The 23,470-nt window shown below is 45.4% G+C and carries 11 protein-coding genes; 9 read left to right on the top strand and 2 right to left on the bottom strand.

Annotated elements, in window-relative coordinates:
* Positions 1-72: 72 nt before the first annotated feature.
* Positions 73-702: a response regulator gene (locus tag BCT11_RS09495; protein WP_038870366.1), complete on the bottom strand. Its 630-nt coding sequence runs from the start codon at positions 700-702 to the stop codon at positions 73-75.
* Positions 699-2,093, bottom strand: a complete 1,395-nt coding sequence (locus tag BCT11_RS09490; protein WP_042605875.1) for a HAMP domain-containing sensor histidine kinase — start codon at positions 2,091-2,093, stop codon at positions 699-701. The genes BCT11_RS09495 and BCT11_RS09490 overlap by 4 nt, the downstream gene beginning before the upstream one ends.
* 370 nt (positions 2,094-2,463) lie before the next feature.
* On the opposite strand from BCT11_RS09490, the gene pstS reads away from it, so the two are divergent.
* The 9 genes from pstS to BCT11_RS09445 all read left to right on the top strand — a co-directional run bounded on the left by pstS (position 2,464) and on the right by BCT11_RS09445 (position 23,279).
* A complete protein-coding gene (pstS, locus tag BCT11_RS09485) occupies positions 2,464-3,498 on the top strand; it encodes a phosphate ABC transporter substrate-binding protein PstS (protein ID WP_042605886.1) in 1,035 nt (344 codons plus the stop codon).
* A 51-nt stretch (positions 3,499-3,549) separates the two neighbouring features.
* Positions 3,550-4,479: a phosphate ABC transporter permease subunit PstC gene (pstC, locus tag BCT11_RS09480; RefSeq protein ID WP_038881017.1), complete on the top strand. Its 930-nt coding sequence runs from the start codon at positions 3,550-3,552 to the stop codon at positions 4,477-4,479.
* The gene (pstA, locus tag BCT11_RS09475) at positions 4,476-5,312 is read left to right on the top strand and encodes a phosphate ABC transporter permease PstA (protein ID WP_042605874.1); all 837 of its coding nucleotides are present in this window, start codon (positions 4,476-4,478) and stop codon (positions 5,310-5,312) included. Before pstC ends, pstA begins: the two co-directional genes overlap by 4 nt.
* Positions 5,309-6,169 (top strand): phosphate ABC transporter ATP-binding protein PstB, encoded by an 861-nt coding sequence (pstB, locus tag BCT11_RS09470; RefSeq protein WP_020197149.1) that lies wholly within the window; start codon positions 5,309-5,311, stop codon positions 6,167-6,169. Before pstA ends, pstB begins: the two co-directional genes overlap by 4 nt.
* A 125-nt stretch (positions 6,170-6,294) precedes the next feature.
* Positions 6,295-7,020, top strand: coding sequence for an SDR family oxidoreductase (locus tag BCT11_RS09465; RefSeq protein WP_042605873.1), 726 nt, complete (start codon positions 6,295-6,297; stop codon positions 7,018-7,020).
* 379 nt (positions 7,021-7,399) lie between these two features.
* Positions 7,400-17,935: a DUF11 domain-containing protein gene (locus BCT11_RS09460; protein ID WP_102388213.1), complete on the top strand. Its 10,536-nt coding sequence runs from the start codon at positions 7,400-7,402 to the stop codon at positions 17,933-17,935.
* Positions 17,936-17,965: 30 nt separating this feature from the next.
* Positions 17,966-21,481 carry a hypothetical protein gene (locus BCT11_RS09455; protein ID WP_102388212.1) on the top strand — a complete coding sequence of 1,172 codons (3,516 nt, stop codon included), beginning with the start codon at positions 17,966-17,968 and terminating at the stop codon, positions 21,479-21,481.
* A 29-nt stretch (positions 21,482-21,510) separates the two neighbouring features.
* A complete protein-coding gene (locus tag BCT11_RS09450) occupies positions 21,511-22,428 on the top strand; it encodes an OmpA family protein (RefSeq protein ID WP_102388211.1) in 918 nt (305 codons plus the stop codon).
* A 359-nt stretch (positions 22,429-22,787) separates the two neighbouring features.
* Positions 22,788-23,279 (top strand): DM13 domain-containing protein, encoded by a 492-nt coding sequence (locus tag BCT11_RS09445; RefSeq protein ID WP_038870374.1) that lies wholly within the window; start codon positions 22,788-22,790, stop codon positions 23,277-23,279.
* Positions 23,280-23,470 lie beyond the last annotated feature (191 nt).

Raw genomic sequence — 23,470 nt, 5'->3', positions numbered from 1 at the left:
AGCCCCGACAAGTAATACATGTGAAATTAGAAAGCCGACATATTGTCGGCTTTATCGTTTTGAATTGGCGCATTAAAGCATACTGGAATGGACTTGCTGCCCCTGTTCCGTGAGCGAGTAAATTCGACCATCTTCTTTGATCACCAACCCACTAATAACGAGTTGTTTGAGGTGGAAGTTGAACTTGGTATGATCTTCTATGCCCACGACTCGGCATAGATCCATAAACTTCATCTTTCGGTGGATTTTGAGTTGTTTAATCACCGAGCGTCGAATTGGGTTTGAGAGAGCACTGAAGATTTGATCATGTTTACGTTCATCAAGTGGGGATTTCGGAGAGCGTTCTGCATGTACTCGTTTTAGCGTGACGGACAATGCAGCAAGGTTGAATGGTTTAGTAAGAAATTCATCCGCGCCTTTCTTCATGGCATCGACAGCAACATCAACGGTTGCAAATGCTGTCGTGATGATGATTCCTATATTAGGGTGTAAACGTCTTAAGGTCGATAAGGCCTCAATACCTGTCATCCCAGTCATGACAACATCAAACAATGCTAAATCAAAATATTGCTCGGATGCGATATCCAGTGCATCTTCTGCATTGTCGCATGCGATGACGTCAAAAGACTCCAAGGTTAGTGCCTCTACGAGGACTTCTCGCAATTCTACATCATCTTCTGCAAGTAAGAGTTTTAATGTCATTCAATATTCCTTGGTAAGCGGATTTCTACCGTTAAGCCTGTAATATGATCACTCTTTTTCGAGTTCCTCAAGTGTAGCTCGCCGCCGTGTTGTAAGATAATTTGATTACTGATAGCCAATCCCATGCCAGTGCCTTCGCCACGTGGCTTGGTTGTGTAGAAAGGGGTTTTTGCTTTAGCGATCTTATCTTGTGGCAGACCTGTCCCCCAATCTGAGATCGAGAGTATCGCGACTAGCTTATCTTGATAGGTTTCAATATACAGTTGTTTATGTTCTTGGCTGGCATCGATAGCGTTGCCGATAATGTTGGTCACCACTTCTTCTAACTGCCCCTCATCGCCCAATACCTGTAAAGATTCGTCTAGTGACTGACTCACTAGGAAGCCTTCTAAGCGGTACTGATTCAGTGACAGTGCATTCTTCAGTACAGTATTGAGACAAACTGCTTTACGCTTTATGGGTTTATGATGAGCGTAATTTAGGACTTCATGGCTGATCTCTGCGGCTCGTTCAAGACCTTGGCGAATTCGTGTTAGGTGGCGATGACTTGCCTCGTTGTCTGGTAAGTGTTTTTCCAACAAATCGCAACTCATCGTTGCACTTGAGAGCGGGGTTTTGATCTCGTGAGCGACCGCAGATGTTAGCTCACCGAGTTCTTTTAATTTTGCGTCTTGTTGTGACTGCTGAATATTACTTTCTAGTTGCTTGTTCTTTTCATCGTCAAAAACTCTGAGAGCAATCCACAATGTACAAAGGATGCAGATCGCACAGATCGTGCGAACCACTAAAACCCACAGTCCCAAATCTGAGGTAAGTACGCCTGCACAGATTCCATATGCAAATAACGAGAGGCCTGTTAACTGGAATGGTAAAGACGCACCGTGTCCTTCTTTCTCGAGGATGTTGGCATAACTCATCATGGCTATACCTGATATCGCACCAGATCCTAAGCCGAATATCCAACGAACTTGGTTTGCTGTGTTGTGAATGTAAATCGCGTATTCATTACTTCCGAACCGAACAATTAAGCTGATAACAAATAAGGTAAGGACGGTGAGTGCGCCATATTTGATGGCTTTTACGTACTTCCAACCCGTCAGATCCAGCATTTTCCATGCGAAAGCGCCAAGCGCAATAAATGAGAACCAGAGTTTGAATACCTTAAAAGTCTCTATCCCCTTGGTAAGCGCGAACTCATGCTCATACATAACTAGATAAAGTTCAGACCATTCGTGAAAGCCATGGATGAAACCGAACATGGCAAGAATAGGTAATGCAGAAGCGATAGCGATACGGCTTTTGCGTAAATCTCTAAAAAGAATGGCAAAAAAGATGGCGAAGAAAGCTAAGCCATAGAAGAGGTAGATCTTGAAGATGAGTAACATGTCCATCATCTGAGTCTAAATGAGTCCTTATCCTTCATCAATATTTAATATTTGCAATCTTATTATGGCGCATTGCATACATATCCTTTTACATCTTCACTTACTTTATAAAAGTCTTGTGAAGTTTTCTTATCTTAATTAATTATTCCGAGATAATTGTTGTTCACATTGTGTGGTTTAGTCTCGGTGTTTAATAAAACTGTCATATTGAATTTCTAATCTGCACCCGTCGATTGGTGAGCACCGATTGATTGTTGGATTTATTTCAATACCTAGTTTTACTTGAACACTAAAACTAATCTGGGCTAATTAAATGTTGCTTTTTTATTAGCCCAACTTAATCGCTAAATTATATCGGAGATATATTGTGAAATTCATGAAATCAGCTCTAGTGTCTTCAGTTCTGGTTGCAGCATCATTTGGCGTTGCTGCCAAAACAACGATCAATGGTGCTGGTGCGACATTCCCTCATCCAATTTATGCGAAGTGGGCTGAGCAATACCAAAAGGAAACGGGCGTTCAGATTAACTACCAAGCGATTGGTTCTGGCGGCGGTATCCGTCAGATCACAGCAAACACAGTAGACTTTGGTGCGACAGATGCGCCGTTGACCATTGAAGAGTTGAACAAAGAGGGCATGATTCAGTTCCCAATGGTGATGGGTGCAATTGTTCCTGTAGTAAATATCCCTGGCATCGATGCTGGTGAAGTCAAGCTAACAGGTAAAGTGCTTGCTGACATCTACCTAGGCAACATCAAGAATTGGAATGACTCGGCGATTGCAGCGCTAAACGAAGGCGTGGAGTTACCAAATCAACCTATCTACGTAGTGCACCGTTCGGACGGTTCTGGTACGACTTACAACTTTACTGATTACCTAGACCGCGTAAGCCCTGAATGGCATGAATCTATTGGTGTTGGTAAAGACATCACATGGCCAAAGAAAGCAACAACAATTGGCGGGAACGGTAACGCAGGTGTCGCAAACTTCGTAAACCGAACTCGCGGAGCGATCGGTTATGTGGAATACGCATTTGCTAAGCAAAACGACCTTGCTTACACACAAATGCAATCTAAAGAAGGCAAGTTCCTAAATCCAAGCATGGACACTTTCCAATCTGCTGCAGCTAACGCTGATTGGGAAAATGCACCAGGTTACCACCTGCTACTGAACGACCAGCCAGGTGCTGATTCTTGGCCAATGACGGCTGCTACGTTCATCCTAATGCACACAGACCAATCGGATGCGAACAAAGCAAAAGAAATCGTGAAGTTCTTCGAGTGGAGCTATGAGCAAGGTGAGCTTGCGGAAGAGCTAGATTACATCCCAATGCCAAGCAAGGTAGTTAACATGGTTAACGAAACTTGGAAAAATGGTTTGAAATCAAACGGCCAAGCGATTATTCAATAATTCATTAAGTTGTCTGGGGAATATATTCTCCAGACAACTGAATAAAATATTATGACTACATTAGCTATTAAAAATAAAGTAAATGGTGATTCGGTTTTTAATAAATTGAGTTTCGCGAGTGCTTTATTAATCTTTGTGACTCTAATTGGTATTTTATTATCACTCATTGAAGGTGGGTGGCCTGCTTTTAAAGAATTTGGCCCTGGCTTTGTATTTAGAGATATTTGGGATCCTATTAATGGTCAATTTGGTGCTGCCTCTGCAATTTACGGCACACTTGTTACTTCTTTCATCGCTATTGTTATTGCTGCACCTATCGCGTTAGGTACGGCAGTGTTCCTCGCTGAACTAGCACCTAAATGGTTAAGTCAGCCAGTGAGTAAGGCTATTGAGCTACTCGCTGCCGTACCAAGCATTATCTATGGTATGTGGGGATTGTTTGTCTTTGTTCCATGGTTCTCTGAAGGATTCCAAATGTGGGCAGGCATGCATTTAGTTGATATTCCTTTGATCGGTCGCTGGTTTAATGGGCCACCGATTGGTATCGGTTTGTTAGCGGCGGGCATTATCCTTTCATTTATGATTCTGCCAATCATGACGTCATTGACGCGTGACGCACTTAAGTCGGTTCCTGATGTTCTTCGTGAAGCGGCGTATGGAACAGGTGCGACACCATTTGAGGTGATCACCAAAGTTCTTATCCCAAAAGTGAAAAATGCAACAGTGAGTGCTGGCATCCTTGGCCTAGGGCGAGCACTTGGCGAAACAATGGCGGTGGCTTTTGTTATCGGTGGTGCGAGTCGTATAGAGTTTTCATTCTTTATGCCAGCGAGCTCAATTTCATCGACGATTGCTCAGCAATTTAATGAAGCGACTGACCCAATTCATATCGCTTCACTGATTGGACTTGGCGTCGTGCTCTTTATTATCACTTTCTTCGTGATGGGCTTTGCTCGACGTTTACTAAGGAAGTCATCATGAATACTAGAAAATTAAAGAACTTTAGTTTCTTAGCGTTTTGTTCTTTGTCAGCCGCATTCGGTGTCTTTGTTCTTGCCAGTATTTTGTACACGCTTGTCGGTGAAGGTGTGAAGGGCTTGAGTTTGGCTACCTTCACTGAACTGACGCCAGGTCCTGGCAGCCAAGGTGGTTTGAAAAACGCACTAATTGGTAGCTTGATGCTGACTGGTTTGGGCATTTTAATCGCAGCACCGATTGGTGTTCTGGCTGGTACTTGGCTTGCTGAGGCAGGTAAAGACAACAAGATTGCTGAGTCTTTGCGCTTCCTTAACGGCATGCTAATGAGCGCACCATCGATTCTCGTCGGTCTGTTTGTTTACGCTTTGATTGTGGTTCCAACTGGTGGTTACTCGGGTTGGGCGGGGGCAATTGCACTCGCGGTACTTGCATTGCCAGTGATTGTTGCTTCAACAGAAGAGATGCTTCGTCTTGTTCCACCAACACTCAAAGAAGCGGGCAGTGGCGTAGGTGCCCCTAAATGGCGCGTGATAACTCAACTGAGCTACCGAGCTGCGGCACCGGGTATTATTACCGCGATTCTATTGTCTATCGCACGTATCTCGGGTGAAACAGCACCCTTGTTGTTTACCTCGCTAAACAGCAGTTTTATGACCACGGACATGAGCCAACCGATGGCAAACTTGCCAGTAACGATTTACCAGTTTGCGATGAGTCCATACACATCGTGGCAGGAGCTAGCATGGGCTGGTGCACTGATTATCACGACCTTTATTTTGATTGTTAACGTACTGGCGACTTCGTTGCCGCAGCTATTTAAAGCGAGAAGAGCATGAACACGGCAACTTTAAACCCAGTCACTACAAACAACATGAACGGACCTACTATGAGCACTTTGGTAGACAGCATTAATACCAACGATGTGACAGCAAATCTGACTCATCGTATGGATATTCAAAATTTAAATTTTTACTACAACAAAGGCGCAGATGCAGCACTGAAATCGGTATCCATGCCGATTTACAAAAACCGAGTGACGGCACTTATTGGCCCATCGGGTTGTGGTAAATCCACGCTTCTTCGTACCTTGAACCGAATTTACGATTTGTACGGTCATCAGTATGCGGAAGGTGAAATCCTGTTGGATGGCGAAAGCATCTTTAACAACACCGATGTTAACGAGTTACGTTCTAAAGTCGGTATGGTCTTCCAAAAACCGACACCATTCCCAATGTCGATATACGAGAACATGGCGTTTGGTCTAAAAATCCAAGGTACGTTTAGCAAAGCAGAAATCAAAGATCGTGTTGAATCTGCATTAAAACGCGCGCATTTGTGGGAAGAGGTGAAAGACAAGTTGGATGCCGATGCAAATGGCTTGTCGGGTGGTCAGCAGCAGCGTTTATGTATCGCTCGTACGATCGCTCTAGAGCCGGAAGTAATCTTGATGGATGAACCCACTTCTGCGCTTGACCCAATTGCGACTGCAGCGATTGAAACCTTGATTACTGAACTGCGTGAGAAATACACCATTGTTATCGTTACGCATAACATGCAGCAAGCGATGCGTATCTCTGATTACACCGGTTTTATGTACCTCGGTAAGTTAGAAGAATATGGCACGACCGATAAAATTTTCCACCGCCCAGATAATGATCGTACTAAGCGATACATCTCTGGTGATTTTGGATAACGAATAACAACAATAGCGGCTGTTGACTCAGCACTCTTTAGGCATGATTTTGCGAGAATCGTGCCTATTTTTTTATGCGTTGGGGCTCTAAAATTGGGGTTATTAAAAACAATTAAGAACTCTGTATGTATAAAGATAAAGTGGTCGTGATTACTGGCGGTAGTCAAGGTATCGGTCAACACCTTGCTCTTGCCTACCTTGAGCAACAAGCAAAAGTTATCGTGCTAGACATTGCGCCCAATAAGAGTCCAGGTATGGATTTTTACCTCGTTGATTTAGGGCGACCAGAGCAGATTGAACAGGCTTTTGATGAGATCCAAAGAAAGTACGGCAAAGTCGATGTTCTCATTAACAATGGTGCGATCGCCAACTTTAACAAACCCATTCAGCAGCTGACTTTTGAAGAGTTTTCACGTGTGATTGATGTCAACCTCAAAGGCGCGTTTGCTTGTTCCCGACGATTTATCGCATTGAATCATGCTCAGCCTTATGGACGAATCATCAATATTGCCTCTACGCGCTGGAATCAAAATGAATCTGGTTGGGATGCTTACGGCGCATCTAAAGGTGGTGTGGTCTCTATGACACAATCGATGGCCATTTCGTTGTCAGATACACCAATTACCGTCAACGCGGTTAGCCCCGGTTGGATTCAGGTTGAAGGGTATGGTGAGCTTGATAACTTTGACCATCAGCAGCATCCATCAGGTCGAGTCGGGAAAGCCAAAGATATTGTTAATGCGTGTCTTTTTTTAACGCACCCAGAGAATGACTTCGTTAACGGCCATAACTTGGTCGTTGATGGTGGAATGAGTAAAAAAATGATTTACCAAGACAGTTTTCTAGATTAAGAAAGCCCCATCTCTATCGACTAGGAATGTTCTGCAATAGCGCGTTCCTAGTCTTTCATGTCAACAAAAATTTCCCTTTCTGATTTAAATTGATTCCTTATTGACCGATTTTATAAGTTTTTATCAACTAAAGAGTTATAAAATCATTGGTTCTGATTTGGCGAGTTGTAGCGATATATCAATGCTTTGAATGCTACCCCCCTTAAATCCTGCCTTACATATTGTTTTTCTTCATGGTCGTAATAGGCATTTAAAAAACTCTTCGCTCGAAAGATGCCGACTGTAATCACATTCGCTTCGCTAAACTTTTCTGCTGATTAATTCGCCTTGATTAATCCTGGTTTTTCTTAACTAGCTGATTTGGAAAGTAGAAGTAAGTATGTCGAAAGATTTTAGTCGTTTGATTCGCTCCTTAGGTGGTGCGTTTTTGTCGTTCCTAATGGTATTGATTGCTATGCCTGCGAAAGCGGATATAGCCGGGCTTGATGTCCAATTGTCACCGGTAAGTGGCCAATACGATAACGGCAGCCAGATTGAATATACATTGACCTTAACCAACACCTCTGGTTCCACACTTTCCGGGTTAGAGGTCAATGATGAGATCATGAACATCATGACTTCCGGTGATTCCGGCGGTTCAGTGAATGCATTTGAAAGCGCAGAGATCTCCGCGTCCGCTTCTTTTCTATCTTCTGCTGGTGACTACGACAGAAATGGAAATCTCGCCGCGACCAACGTAAACATTCGAAACAACGGCACGGTGTCCTACACCATCAAAGCAACCGTTTCTGAGCAGGCGGCGGGTGATATTAACAACGTTGCCAATGTTCGCTCTGGTGCGCTTTCGCGAGAAGACTCAAACACTACTACCCACCAGAGAGTGGTGTATGAGCACAGCATCGATCTTTCTGCGTCGGTTGATAAATATGGCGCAGGGCAGGCTCTGGTTTACACCCTAAAAGTATCGAACACAGGCTCTGCAAAAATCCAAGGTATGACGGTTACCGACCTTGTAGCAGATATTGAGGCCGAAGACATCAATGGTGCAATGATTTCAGCCTTTACGTCTGTCTCAAACAGTTCTTCTACTTCGGGTTCAGGGAGTAATGCGGGGACGTTCTCAACAAGCGGCAACTTGGATGCGAAGGATGTATCTATCGCGGTTGGTGGTTCAGTGATTTATACCATCCGAGGACAAGTTGTCCCGACATTAGTTGGCGATATTATTAACGACAGCGCAAAAGCAGAAACGCGTGATGATTCTAAAGCCGCCACAACAACGACAACGCCGCCAAAAAGTGCGGATGTAACCCTTACGCATACACTTAACAAAAGCGACGATTACTTAGTTGGCGAAGACTTTTCGTACACCATAACAGTCCAAAATGCATCAGGTGCTGGTATTGCTTATGGCTATACCGTTCAGCAGTTGATGGAGGAGGTTGAGTCCGAATTAGGTCATGAGATCACTAATGATAAAAATGCCGATGATACGACTGGTAACCCTTACTCGTTGTGGACGAACGAAGTTATTAGTATCGGTGCAAACAGCACTTCAGAGCTCGATGTGTCAGGCAAAGAAACGAATAAGTCACTGAATGATAAAATCTCTATTTACCCTGGGGAACAAATCCTTTACTCCGTCGTTGTGCATGCCAGCCCTGTTGCTATCGGTCAGATCCCACAAGTTATTGCCCGTGTTTTGAATGATGGCGGAACCTCAGACTCTGCCGATCAGTTAACAAATACTTTGAATACTGAAGAGGTGTTGGATTCCTCTTCAGGTAAAATTTCACGTTTCAAGAATACTTCTGACACTACATATGTGCCTGGTGTTCCTGGTGAGAATGAAGTGGTTTACGACATCGAGATTTCGAATGCGGACTCGAAATACTTTGCCAACGATATAACCGTATTAGACAGGTTTGCATGTAACGTGACTGACCAAGTTGATGGTTCGTCTGGTTCTGCGTTCTCGGAGTGGAAACTTGAAGTCGCGGATAGCCGTGGTGAAGGCTCTAACTATGGTTCATTCAACTATGGCGCTTGGACTACCAATGACATCGATCTAAAAGTCGATTTAGCTCCAGAAGGTTATGTTCGTTATAAGCTGACGGCAAGAGTGGCGGACGACAGCGTTGGCCAAATTGTTGATGACGGCACAGATGCAGGTCTTTGTTTGGGCGATAACCTAAGCGAAATCGGTTCTGGTGTTCAAATGCCAAACTCTAATTTGAAAGTCCAAAAAGAAGTGGACTCTCGTTACTACTCGTCTGGTAGCACTCTAAACTACACCATCACAGTAGAAAACAGCGGTGAAGGTTACGCGATCGATGTCCCAGTTTATGATGATCTGGCTTCAGTAACAACGACGTCTATTAATGGCTCATCAACTCAAGCGTACGTTAGTTGGGTTGTAACCGCAGTCGCTTATGCCGAGGATGGTACGGTTTCCACCATTAGTGAACCTGGGTTTACAGGTGAGATCAATGGTAACCAAAGCAACAAAAACATCTTAGATGTAAATGCGACGGTTGCTCCTAAAGAAACCATCATTTATTCGATTGCTGCGGTAGTCAACCCAATTGCGGATGATGAAATCCGCAATGAAGTTGAAGTGGATGGCAAGCTTTATTCTGATCGAGGCTCTTACCCTCGTGATTACTACCTAGTGTTGGATAAGCGCGTAGATGGGAATGATGAACAAAACTGGTACACCAACACGACTAATGAAGTGACTTATACCATCAGTGTGACTAACCCTGAAGGCAATGGTTTTGCTTCCAATATCGAAATTAAAGACGACATCAGCGCAATAGAGGCAGAACTGCTGGAGCCTCCTGGTGCTATGAAGAAAGTCTTCACCTCGTGGACTATTTCAGCAGATATCGAGGCGGATTCGCCTTGGTTAAAAGTCGCAGCTGACGCCGGAGACTTTTCTGATAACAACGATCTTGATGTTATTGCTCAAATCCCACCGGGTGTAACCATCAAATATACCATTGTTGGTACTCTTGATCGCAGTGTTGATACTGAGATCCTGTGGGGATCTTTCTCTAACACAGCAACCGTCAAGTCGACTGACGCAGAAGACAACATCAATTTATCGGATTCAGTCACGACGCATCCGCATGAGCCTAACCTTGTTGTGGCGAAAACGGCTCATAACACCAATTTCATTGTTGGTGAGCGAGCGACATTCGATATCTACATCTACAACCGTGGTACCGGTTATGCCAACGATGCAACCGTTAAAGATGACATTGAAGCATTAAACTTCTTTTCTAGTTGGTCAGTTATAGGTTCGACAAATACCGATGAGCCTGGTTCACGTTACGGTGATGTTGCAGATAACGAAAATATTGATACCGACGTTGATATCACACCGGGAGGATGGGTGCATTATGAAGTTTCCGGTATCGTCAAGAGTGATTACGCACACGATCAGGTTTCCAACCGTGTTGATGTTTATGATCCATTAACGGACCGTGACCATAGCTCTTCTGCACAAATTGATAATAGTGACAGTCTTTTTGATATCAATGTTTCTATTACTAAAGCGACCAATGTAGTTCGTTATACGCCGGGTGAATATCTTGAATACACCATTTTAGTAAAGAATAACGATGGCGAAAACTTCGCAGAAGTAGAGCTAAGAGACGAACTAACAAAGGTCATGACAACGCTTGCCAATGAAAAAACGGGCGTTGTGGAAGATGAGCCAAATCAAACTGCGTTTGAGCACTGGTTGGTAGATACCGGTAGTGGTTATGGAAGTGAGTCTACCAGTGACGTAAGAATTTCTTTATCTCTCGAGCCTGATGAGTTGAAAACGATAAAGATCAAAGCTTTGGTCAAAGACAATGCAGTATCAAATGGGGTTGAAGCTGGTAACCTTGATGTCATTCGTAACGAAGCGTTACTTATAGATATGCGTGAAGCTGGATGCGATACGGATTGTGAGTATTTTAAACGTGCCATTGCTGAAAACCATCAGGTTTATAACAATGGTGATGTTTTCCGTACTACGAACATCAACCGTTACTCTCCTGGTGATGAGCTGATCTATACCTTCAAGTACACATCACAAGACGGTAAAGGCTACCGCAATAACGTTGATGTGAATGAATTGATTAATGGTATTTCAGTTCAATTGCAAGATGGCTCAACGGGCAACCCGTTCTATGATCCTACGACAAAGACCAATCAGTTCAGCGTAAGCGTCGAGAAAAGTGATCTTGCGAATGCGGGCACTACAGATGGTACTAAAGACGGTACGGTCGCCAACAACAGTGACATTGTGACTACGATTGATATTGATGAAGGAGAAGATGTTACGTACACCGTCAAAGGGATGATTCGTCCCGATGCGGTTGGCGATATTAGCTATCGTGGCACCATTGTTATTCCGAATGATTATCACCTGAATTTTGACAAAATCACTGATGAAACGGTTTACGAGCCGGGTAAAACGGTCACGTATCGTTTGATCATCGAGAACGACGGTAAAGCCAATGCCGATGATATTCCAATTGTCGATAATCTTGAGGACATCACAGTCGATCTCGTTGATGGCGGTACAGGTGATGCGTACGTTACTTGGGAGATTACCTCAAAGGCGACCGGTGACAATAAAGAGTATGTCGACGCTGGTGCAGGTGCTGGTAATGTCTACACATCTACTGATAGCAACCTTGATGTTCTAGCCGATATCCCAATGGGAGCTACGTTAGAGTATGAAGTGGTTGCGACAATCAATGACAAAGCTCAAGGCGAAATCGTCAACTTGCTAAGAGTTGATGGTGACAGCATTGCTCACAGTATTAAGCAGACTGTAAACAAAGTTGAGTACGAGAAAAATATTCTCGCTTTCTATGATGTAGATGGAAATAAACTTACTGGCGCAACTCACTACATGCCGGGGGGATATGTTGAGTATGAGATTCGGATAGATAACATAGCCGAGGCTCATGTCGATAATATGAGCCTACGTGACGACATTGATGAAATTATGACGGACTACTATGACGGTAGTCGAGGTCCCGCATTTGTTGAGTGGACGATCACGACAGAGACCGATAATTCAGGTATCTCTGACCCAGATGTAGATGGTGCCATTGTCACAGGCACTCCGATTACAGATCCTATCAATACTCACGTCGATATTGCAGCTAAAGACTTCGGTGGTTTCTTAACCACGCCTCACGTTAGCTATGTGATTCTAGCGAAGATCAGTCCAAAAGCGGTAGGTTCGTTTACTAACCGAGCGTTTATTGATGAGGATGATGGCAACAAGCTAATTGCAGTGTCACCTCCTGCGTCAATGGCTGATCCGGAAATTAGCTTCAATAAGAAAGCCTTCTATGATGCAGGGTTCAGTGCGGAGAAGACCACCTACTCGCAAGCATCGGGTGAGAGTGAGGTTTACTACCGTATTCAGCTGAAAAACAACGGCTATGGTACCGAGTATGGCTCTCAGCTAAAAGACACCATCTCTGCGATTCAAACCCGTATTGCGGAAGATAATTTGACGGCGGGTAACGATCCGGTTGGTGAACCTTTTATTGCTGGCTGGGAAGTAAGTCTAGTCAAAGACGCTGCACCAGACTCGATTACCGAGGCTGTTGGCTTTGTCGACGGTTCTCGTATTGATATCGACAATGACATTATTATCGCACCTCAGGAGTCATTGACGTTCACCGTCCATGGCACCATCCGTGAAGATGCGTTAGGTGATATTCAAAACACCGCGAACTACGATGGCAAAAATCGTACGGCGCTGTTGCTGCCTTTGGCGAACAACATCAATGTGGAAAAACGCGTCGTGTCTATTAATGGTACGCCTTTCACCTCAGGAGATACTTACATTCCGGGTGACGAAGTAGAGTACGAGTTCGTGGTTACTAACCCAGAAAATGGGTGGGCGAACGATGTGCGTATTCAAGATACGGTGACCGATATTGGCGTTGAAGTTATTGGCGGTACAACCAAACCGGCGTATGCCTCTGGTGATATCAGTCACACGGTGAGTAATGGTATTGACGCGAATATTGATACCTATGTTCCGGGTTACAGCGTAGCGGGTAATCTCGACATCGAAGTGGATATTGCAGCCGGCGAAGCGTTGACCTTTAACCTGATAGGTACAGTAAGAGACGACGCGCTGGGTGAGATTGAAGCGAACCGAGTGACCGCCGATGGTGAGTCGGATTCGTCTGAACCTATTCCACCTAAGCCTTCAGAAATCAACTACTTCAAGACGTTAGAGTACACCGATGGCGATTCCGCGAGTTGTTCGGTTCCTTCTAGTGATGGCAGTGGCTGTACTTATGCTCCTCGCGGTGATGTGGAATATCAAGTCACCCTAGAAAACACGGGCGACAGCATTGCTAATGACGTTCGTGTTATCGACGCCATTAACAATATTAAAACCGAAGATGGTGTAGATGCCTTCACTGAATGGAACACAGGTATTGCTGTTGAGCCTGCGGGAACCTACGACGTTCAAGGTAACTACAACGGCAACGTACCTTTGAATGCCACGGTAGACCTTCGCCCAGGTGAACACATCGTGTTTGACGTGAAGGGGACCGTTTCTGCTTCAGCAACGGGCTCGATTACCAATACGGCGCAAGTGAATGGCAATGACACGAATGACATTGTGCTTGAGGCGGGGCGTTCAAAAATCCTGATCGATAAGTGGACCGATACTCCAGAATATGTCCCAGGCGGCACTATCAACTACTACATCGATATTACCAATGATGATGTCGATTCCGGTTTATTCTCACTGCGTGACATTATTAGTAGTTTTGAAGTCGAGACGGTTGACGGTTCAATGCAGACGGCGCTTAAAGAGTGGACGCTTGATTACGAAGTGCTGTTTAACTCTGCTCCAAGTGACCCGACGGCAAATGACTTCTCTGCTCTGGATGCTTATGTTGGCGCCGTTAATCCAGATATCGATTTGCCATCAGAAGCGATCAAAATGGCTGGTCGTGATGACGTAGGCACTGGCGGCGGAGATAAGTACACCGTTCTACGTATCCACGTGGAAGGCAAGGTTCGTGATGATGCGATTGGCCGATTCACCAACACTGCATACCTAAAACACGGTCTTGATGATTCTAAGATTGCTCGACTTGAGCAAGGCTACATCACACCAAAACCGGGCCAATTGGAATTGACCAAAGAGACTACGCCTATTGCAGAACCGGATGCGAAATACCAACCGGGTCAGCCTGTAGCTTACAAAATCACGTTAACTAACGTCGGTGAAGGTTACTTGGTCGACCAAGTGCTGGTGGATCGCATTGATACCATTATGACCGATGTGGCGAACAGTACCGACAAAGCACAAGCCTTTACGGGTAAATGGGTTATCAGTGATGAAGTACTGGGTGGTAGTGGCGATCCTTTGCTGAACGCTCGTAAAAACGTGATCGATACCGATCAAGGTTACAGCGCGACTTACAGTATCCACCCTGGCGATAGTTACTCTTTCGTTGTAACGAATACCGTTAACGACAAGGCCAAAGGCAACATCACTAACCTAGTGAAAGTGGACAGTGATGGCACAGATTACACAGCGGAAGCGACGTATTTGCCTGAAGACGCACAAGTCACGTTGGCGAAAGAAGTCGACAAGCTTGAATACCTACCGGGTGATACGCTGACTTATACCGTTACGGTTAAGAACAACGGCTTAGGTTGGGCAGAAGCCGTTGAAATTGAAGATACATTGAAGTCGATTGAAACAACGCTTGCTGGCGGTACCACAGGAAAAGCGTTTGACCCAAGTTCAATTCAGATTTCAGCGGTCTCAACAACGGGTGAAACGCCAGTTCCAGCACCAACAACAGGTGAAGATCTGAAAGAGACGCTGGATATCGCTCCTGAAGATACGATCGTTTATACCATTCAAGCGACAACGGTAGCCAATGCGACGGGTGACATCACCAATACCGCGAGTACAACGTTTGAAGGGAATACAACAGAAAAAAGTGCAATCAGTACACCGATCCTCGCGACGGTATCCATCGACAAATCGGTAGACACGCCAACCTATGAAGTGACGAAGCTGATCAACTACGACATTACCGTGAGTAACACGTCATTGGCGTTTGCTTCTGGTGTTGAACTGAAAGACATCATCAGCGACATCGATGTTGACACCACCAGTGGTAATAAAGAGTCGGCGTTTATGTTGTGGGAAGTGACGTACGAAGCATCGGATGAACGCACTGTTGTGACACCAAAAACGTTCGAGCTGAGCGACGATATTAATGCAACCATGGATATTGCGCCTGAGAGTACCGTGACCTTCCGTGTGAAAGCACTGATCCGTACCACAGCGATTGGTGAGATCAGCAACACTGCAACCGTCACTTACAACGGTGTTTCTCAAGATTCAACGGCGATTATGCTACCGATGGATTCCGATTTTGTTGCCACCAAAACAAACGTTCAAACCGAATACGAGCCTGGTGAAGAGTTGGAGTTCTTGATCACTATCGAGAACACCTCGAATAACTACATCACCGATTTGAGTGTGGTGGATGACATGTCGTCTATCCAAGTTGGTTATTACGATGGTACGATAGGCCCTGCGTTTGTCGATGGTTCAACATCGCTTGAGGTTGAATCACAAACCATAGGAAGCAATGTCGAATCGGTCAGTCCAACAGAATACAGCGTGGATATTGCACCAAAAGGTAAGGTGGTATTCCGTGCTAAAGGGACGGTTGTGGATTCAGCGACTGGGGCCATTGTAAACACCGCGCAAGTCGATGGTGGTGATGTGATCAGCCCTCCTGTTCAGAGTGTGAGTGCGGTTGTGCAAGCTGAGCTTTACACCGACGCACCACATTACGTGCCGGGTGAAAAAGTGGAATATCACCTAGTGATTGAAAACATTGGACGCGGTATTGCGAAGAACGTTGCTATCTATACCCAGTTCAGTGAATCCATGGGTGATTACATCGATGGTTCTCGTGACAAAGCCTTTGATGATTGGACGTTAACGGCGGATTGGCAGGGTGCTGAAACTCAGCCGGGCGATTATGAAGACGATAAAGACCTGTTCACCATCGTTGATATCGCACCGGGCGGTAAGATTGATTACACCTTCACGTTGACCGTCAATGAAGACATGCTGACTAACATTGATGTGCTCGGTTACTACTTAGATCTGACGTGGAATCCGGCTGCAATGGCGCGCTCAAAAGGCATGATGCCGTCGCCAACCTCAGTGCAAGGTTCTGCAGACCAAGTCGCAGCGTTGGATTTACCGCCTGTTCCTGCTGAGCTTGTGGTCGAGAAGCGTTCTGATAAGCCGGAATACACACCGGATGATGATTCCGTGACTTACTACTTAGCCGTGACAAACCAAGGTGATGGTAACGCAGCCAATGTTCGTCTAACCGATGAAATCAGTGAGCTGCAAAATGAAGCGGGCAACAAAGTCTTCACCGACTGGACCATCGAAGGTGTCGAAGTAGACGACAGCGGCAGCGTGATTGATCGCCACACCTTCCCAGCAAGCGAAGATTTGGACTTAACGGTCAACCTGAAGTCGAAAAAACGTAATGCGTTCGCCTTTGAAGTTGTGGGCACGCTAGGTAAAGGCTTGGATGACGACATCACCAACACTTTTACCGCGACAGAAACTGACGGTACACAAACCAGTGACAGCGTGACCACGCACATCAAGAAGATCCCAGATAACAGTGGTGAACTTCTGCTAACAAAAGCTGCGTTGCAAGACACCGCGCAAGTGGGCGATGCCGTGGAATACGAAGTCATTGTAGAAAACAACAACGAATCGTACTTCAAAAACGTCACCGTGGAAGACCGTTACCCAGGCGGCTTCAAGTACATCCTTGATACATCGGAAGTGGTGTTGAGTGGCCCAGATGGTGAGTTTGGTAATGAAGACGACCGAGTGTTGACGATCGAACCATCAGACACAGGCAAGTTGCTGTTTACTTCATTGAACTTCGATCCGGGCGAGAAGCTACGTATTCGTTATCTACTGCGAGTTTCCGTTGGAGCAACGTTTGGTGACTACATCAACACCGCGGTATCGAAAGTCGATGGCCTTGCGGTGTCGAACGAAGACAGTGCCAAAGTGACCGTAGAGCCGGACAAGGTATTCGATACCTCATCCATCATCGGTAAGGTGTTTGAAGACCACAACAAAGACGGTTTCCAAGCAGACGCGACGGCATTTGATGTGGAATTGATTGCCAACTTGCCTACACAGGACTACATCGCTGGCTCTACAATCGTCGTCCGCGATGGGAAAGAGCTGTCGGTTGAGGATGAGCAAGACAATGGTCAAGTGATTTCAGCCGTGCAAGAAGGTGTTGAGTTGGGTGATCTTTGGGGCCACTCGATAAACCGCACCATCTCTGAAACAAAATCTGTCGCGATTCAATTCAAAACACGTACTCGTGAGAGCTTTGATTTTACCGTCACATCGGACGGTGGCTCACGCATCGAATTTGATGCGCAAGGCCAAATCAAGTTTGCTCATGAATCAGACAAAAAGAACGGCCTAAGTGCAGAGAATCTTAACGTCACAAGAAACCTCTATCGACATGGCGATGCCTACTTGTGGGAAATCGTGATTGAGAACAAAGGGGTTTATGAAGACGGGATACCTGGTGTCAAGCTGATGACGGTGGAAGGCATCGTCATTCATACAGACCAGTACGGACGCTACCACGTGCCCGACCAATGGGTGCTGAATAAGAAAGGGAAAAACTTCCTAGTGAAGTTAGACACTGACTCGTTACCGACTTCGATGGAAGTGGTGAGCGAAAACCCGAAAGTGTTGCGAATTACCCCGAATAAGCTCACGAAGTTTAACTTCAGTGTTCATCGCAAAGCGAAAGACACCGAGCAAGAGTAGTGAGTCATTGGAGCAGTATCTGGAATTTGTATGAAAGTATTTAGCAAGTCTCGTTTAGCTACCTGTATTATTTCTGCCATGCCGATGATGGGCATGGCAGCCGATACCAGCAAGCTAGAAAAACTCGAGTCAGAGACCACTGATATCTCGGTCGAAACACCAAAACAAGAAGACGACGCATCGCGTATTTATTTAGACCAAGGCGCGATTTGGGCGAGTCGTGACATCACGCGATTTGACCCAGTGCTGGATGTGAGCGTCAGTGATGAGCTGGAGGTGGAAGAGGGTACGTTGCGCGATAGCGTTGGTTTTACCATTACCACTAACTACAGCTACTACATCAAAAAATACCAACTTGAAGTTTATCGTGTGGGCGACTTTGGTTTGTCCGAGCCGATTGCTGTTCTAGAAGGCGATAAGTTGGCCAACGATTTTGACATCAACTGGGACGGTGCTACAGATGTAGACTACCAGTTTGATGTTGGCGGCCAGCTGTTGTTCCGACTAAAAGCATGGGACAAAGACGGCAATATGGATGTCACTACTGTAGGTGTGACGGATCTCGTTCGTCCGGATGCAGAAGTGGACATCGACCGAAACGACAACGAAGACGAAGAAGGCAAAGGCCGCAGCTATGGCCAAGCTAAGTTGATGCGTCACAACATTCCGACCGACGCAGGTCTAGCGAAGTTTATTGGTACCGGCCTTAAAGGCGTTGATAAAGTCATCATTGGCGAAGACGAATTCGACGTTGAAGATGGCAACTTATACGCAGAGCAGTACCTACCTACCGACGCGTATGTATTCCCAACCAAAGTCGTGTTTGATAATGGCGATGAGCGCCGCTATCAACTCCACGTGCGCATCCCCGACACTTACTATGCACAAACCGGCTTGGCGGATTTGTACATCGGTAAGAACAACGTATCAGGCAACAGTGCAGCGCTTGGCGTTGATGATCAATACCAAAATGACATCTATAACCAAGGTCGTTTGGCGTACTTTGGCCAAGGTAAGTTTGGTGACAAGCTGCGTATTACTACCCACTTTGATACCAAAGAAAGTGAACTGAAAGACATGTTTAAGCACCCGTTTGCATCGGAAGATTCAGACGTGTTTGACATTCTAGAAGACGATGACGAGTTGTACTACGGCAACTATGGCGACAGCTCAAACATCGAGAAAGTGGTCAATACCAAAGGCAAAGTCTACCTAAATGTAGAATACGACAAGTCGCAGTACTTGTGGGGTAACTACAACACGGGTGTCACAGGCACAGAAACCAGCGATTACAACCGCAGCTTATATGGCTTTAAAGCGGACTACCGCACTCGCGATACCACTCAGTACGGTGAAGACCGATTGAACATCGTTGGTTTTGCAGCAGAAGCAGATTCTCTGTATGCACACGATGAATTTCTTGGCACTGGCGGCTCGCTTTACTTCTTGCGTCATGGAGAAGCCGTACCAGGCAGTGACAAGGTTTACGTTAGGGTCGTGGATGAAAGCGGCTTAACGCAAAACGAAGTGCCACTAGAGCCGGGGCGTGACTATGAATTCGACCCATACCAAGGCCGAATTATCCTGACCAAGCCGCTAGACAACATCATGTCTGACAGCTTCGGCAGCGTAATTGAAGGTAACGACGATTACGAAAACTATCTGGTTGTGGACTACGAATACGTACCACAAGGCTCTGACTCACTGGATGCGATGTCTTACGGCGGCCGTGTGAAAGGCTGGGTGAATGACTACATCGGCCTTGGCGTCACCTACGCGACGGAAGAGAAAGACAACCAAAACTACCAAGTTTACGGCTCTGATTTGACGCTTCGCGCAACGGAAGGAACGTTCATTAAAGCGGAATTCGCACACAGTGAAGGCCGACAAACCGAGTCGAACTTTGTCTCGTACGATGGTGGTTTAACCTTTACGCCGATTGGTGACAGTCTAGAAGACCGCGAAGGTGACAGCATTCAAGTGACAGCAGTTGCGAACTTGTATGACTTGGCACCAAGCATCTTCGGTGCGGTCGGTAACGACGTCAAACTTTGGTATAAAGACAAAGACGCGGGTTACAGTTATGCAAGCAGCAGCGACGATCTTGAGCAAGAAGCGTATGGAGCGGAATTGCGTCTGCAAGCCACTGACCGTATTGCGGTGTTATCGCGTTTTTCTGCTAACGAAGAGCGTGACATGGATGGCAATCTGAAAACAGATTCCGAGACCATTGAGCTAGAAACCCAATTCAAACTGACTCAGCACATCAAGCTATCGGCAGCAGGCCAACAGGTAGATGAGCTCAACCAAGCCGATGAGCAAAGTAATGCAACCTTGGCGGGTTTACGTTTGGATTACATGTGGGATAGTGATAACAGCGTGTATGTCAAAGGCCAAACCACCATGAACCAATCGGACGACTACGACGACAACGACAGCGTTTCTGTGGGGGCTGAGTTCCGCGTGTTGGAAGACTTATCACTGGGCGGTGAGTACACCACTGGTGACCGTGGTGAAATTGCCGAAGCGACCGTGACCTATGATGTCTCTGACGACCACTCTACTTATGTCACTTACGTAGATGATAACTACGAAGGTGAAAACAACGTGATTGTCGGCCAACGTGCTGATCTGACTTCAAGTGTGGATTTCTACCAAGAGAACCAATTTGTCGATGAAAACGATGGCCACGGCCGTATCGACTCCTACGGATTTGGTTACGACGTGACGGACGATGTCGAAATGGGCATTGGTTATCAACAAGGTGAAATCGAAGACGATGAAAACCAAATCACTGAACGACAATCTGTCAGCTTGAATGCGTCAATCGATTTGGATGACATCAACTTGAGTCACAAACTGGAATACCGTGTCGACAAGAACGAAGACGATCCTGATGTCGCACAGCGAGAGCTGGAGCAGATCGTGACGACCAACAGTTACACGCATCGCTTAACGGAAGAGCACACCTTGTTTGGTAAGTACAACTACTCGATTACTGAGAGTCAAACCACAGGTGAGACCATGGCGCGCTTTGTCGAGGCAACAGGTGGCTTAGCATACCGTCCAATCTACAACGACCGTCTGAACTTATTGAGCCGTTATACCTACATTGCGGATTATGATCAACTAGACCGTGATGTGGATTACCAAGATGAAACCAGCCAAATCATCGAAGTCGAAGCGATTTACAGCATCGATGAAAACTGGGATGTCGGCGCGAAATACGCACATAAAGACAAAGAAGAAGTTTTTGCGCGTGAATCCGGTAAGAACGAAATCATCAAAAGTGACATTGATCTGTATGGCTTAAGCGCCTCTTACCGAGTAATGAAAGAGTGGGACGTCACCGGTGAATACCACTGGAAAACGGATACCTTAAATGATGAGTTGGAACATGGTGCCTTGGTGTCAGTGAATAAGCACATTGGTAACAACTTCAAAGTCGGTATTGGTTACAACTTCTCTGCCTTTGATAGCGACTTAACCAACGATGATGACTACGACGCACAAGGCGTATTCATCAACTTGGTTGGTAAGTTATAACCCCATCCGTGAATGAGTGAGAGGAATTTATGAAAACAACCCTTCGTCTTCTTGGTGGGGTAGTCGGCACGCTGCTTGTCGCTGGTTGCGCCACCGATACGTACGTAAGCCAAGAGAACCGAGACAAGTTTACCGACTTGGACGTATCGAAATTCTTAATCAGCGAATGTTTAGCGCCAGAGCGAGAAATTCACATTGCTGTGGCAGAGCACTTTGCTTTTGATAAGTACAACATTCGAGACGTAGATGCGACGAGTTTGAATGCCTTCGTGCATGAAATCGAAGGCTTAAGCGGTCGAATTACCATTGTTGGTCATACCGATTACAAAGGCTCACTGGAATACAACGAAGCCTTGTCACTGCGCCGCGCTCAATCAGTGGAGAGCTTCCTTAAAGAAAAACTTAATCCAGACCATTATGACTGGGAAGTGAAGTATTTTGGTGAAACGCAACCATTAGCGCTGGGTAAAACCGATCAGGATCGTGCTGAAAACCGCCGTGCTTTTGTGGTGTTCGAGGAAGCGCAAAAATATGAAGAAATGCCATTTTGTGAGCCACCAAAACCGGAACGCAAAATCTACATGGCGATGACACCGCACTTCGATTTCGACAAGTCACAGCTGAAGCCGGAAGATTTAGCCAAATTAGACAGCTTCACTGATAAGTTGCAAGGCTTACAGGGCAGTATTCTTGTTGCGGGTCATACTGACCAAATTGGTTCGCTGTCATACAACGAGAAGTTGGCACAGCGCCGAGCATCTGAAGTGGTGAAGTATCTGAAAACCAAAATCGACCCATCGCAATTCTTGTGGGAAGTGAAATCGTTTGGTGAGCTACAACCGGCAATTAATAAGCGCTCCAAAGAGGCCAATGCCCTTAACCGCCGAGCCTTCATCGTATTCAAAGAAGGTTTGATAGAGCAACCAACCATCCAACCTAAACAATAATCAATAAAGCCAGCCGAGGATGAAAGTACTAAGGCTGGCTTTTTACCTTTCTTCCGTATTCAACTCCATTTCTGGCTATCCCTCTGCTTTTTCAAATGCTGGTAAATCTACGTTCATTGAAATAAAACCACTCTTCCATAACACCAATTTTTTTCATTTATATTTCCATTAGTTGCGTTTGTTTAAATGATGAATATTCAATTTAAGCATCAAGAAGCGCAATATAATAATCAGATTTGTGACCTTCACCTGAAAAATATATAGGAAATCTCTGAGTTTTGGTTAATACCCTGATTTAGCGAACTTTATAGACTAAATTTATCGATGACGTCGTATTAGCTAAAGCTAGGTATATAACTATGAAATGGATTTTGTTGCTTGTAAGCCACACTTTATGTGTTTTGGCTGGTTTTGCCGCCGGTATTTACGCGCTGCCTATTCTTATACAACCCACTTCTCCTGATGTCTCAGTGATCTCTCATTCTTCTGAGGGGCTGCTCTATCGTGGAGTCTTTGAACGAGATCGCATCGACAGTGACTTTTTGCATTGGGGGCAAGGAGATATCTGGCTAACGGAAGACACCTTGGCTTTTGAAGGTGAGCTTGCTCCGGGCCCAGATTATAAAGTGTACCTCTCTCCGAAATTTGTTGAAACGGAAGCTGACTTCAATCGATTGAAGCCGCAAATGATTAATGTGGGTGACGTGAAAACATTTGACCGTTTTATGGTCACTCTTCCTCAAGATTTGCCTTTAGACAACTACACGACCGTTATTATTTGGTGTGAAACATTTGGTGAATTTATTACCTCTGCGCAGCTTGAATCTGTCGCAAATCTGAACCAGAGCTGATAGCCAAGTAGTTTTAACCAATGCCGAATAAAAAATGACAGAAACGTGACAATGTAAATTCTTCTGTCGACAATATCTCGGCGCCTAGTTTTTGACGCTATTGCTAGCTTAGTCATAAATATCTGAATAATTAATATTTTATATGAGTCGGAAAAGTATTGTGCCAATTGTTCAACGTTATCTAGCCTTGT

It is taken from the genome of Vibrio sp. 10N.222.52.B12, assembly GCF_002875385.1.
Taxonomy (GTDB): Bacteria; Pseudomonadota; Gammaproteobacteria; order Enterobacterales; family Vibrionaceae; genus Vibrio; species Vibrio jasicida.
Note: the sequence above shows the minus strand (reverse complement) of the source record. Positions and strands in the feature narration are given on the sequence as shown.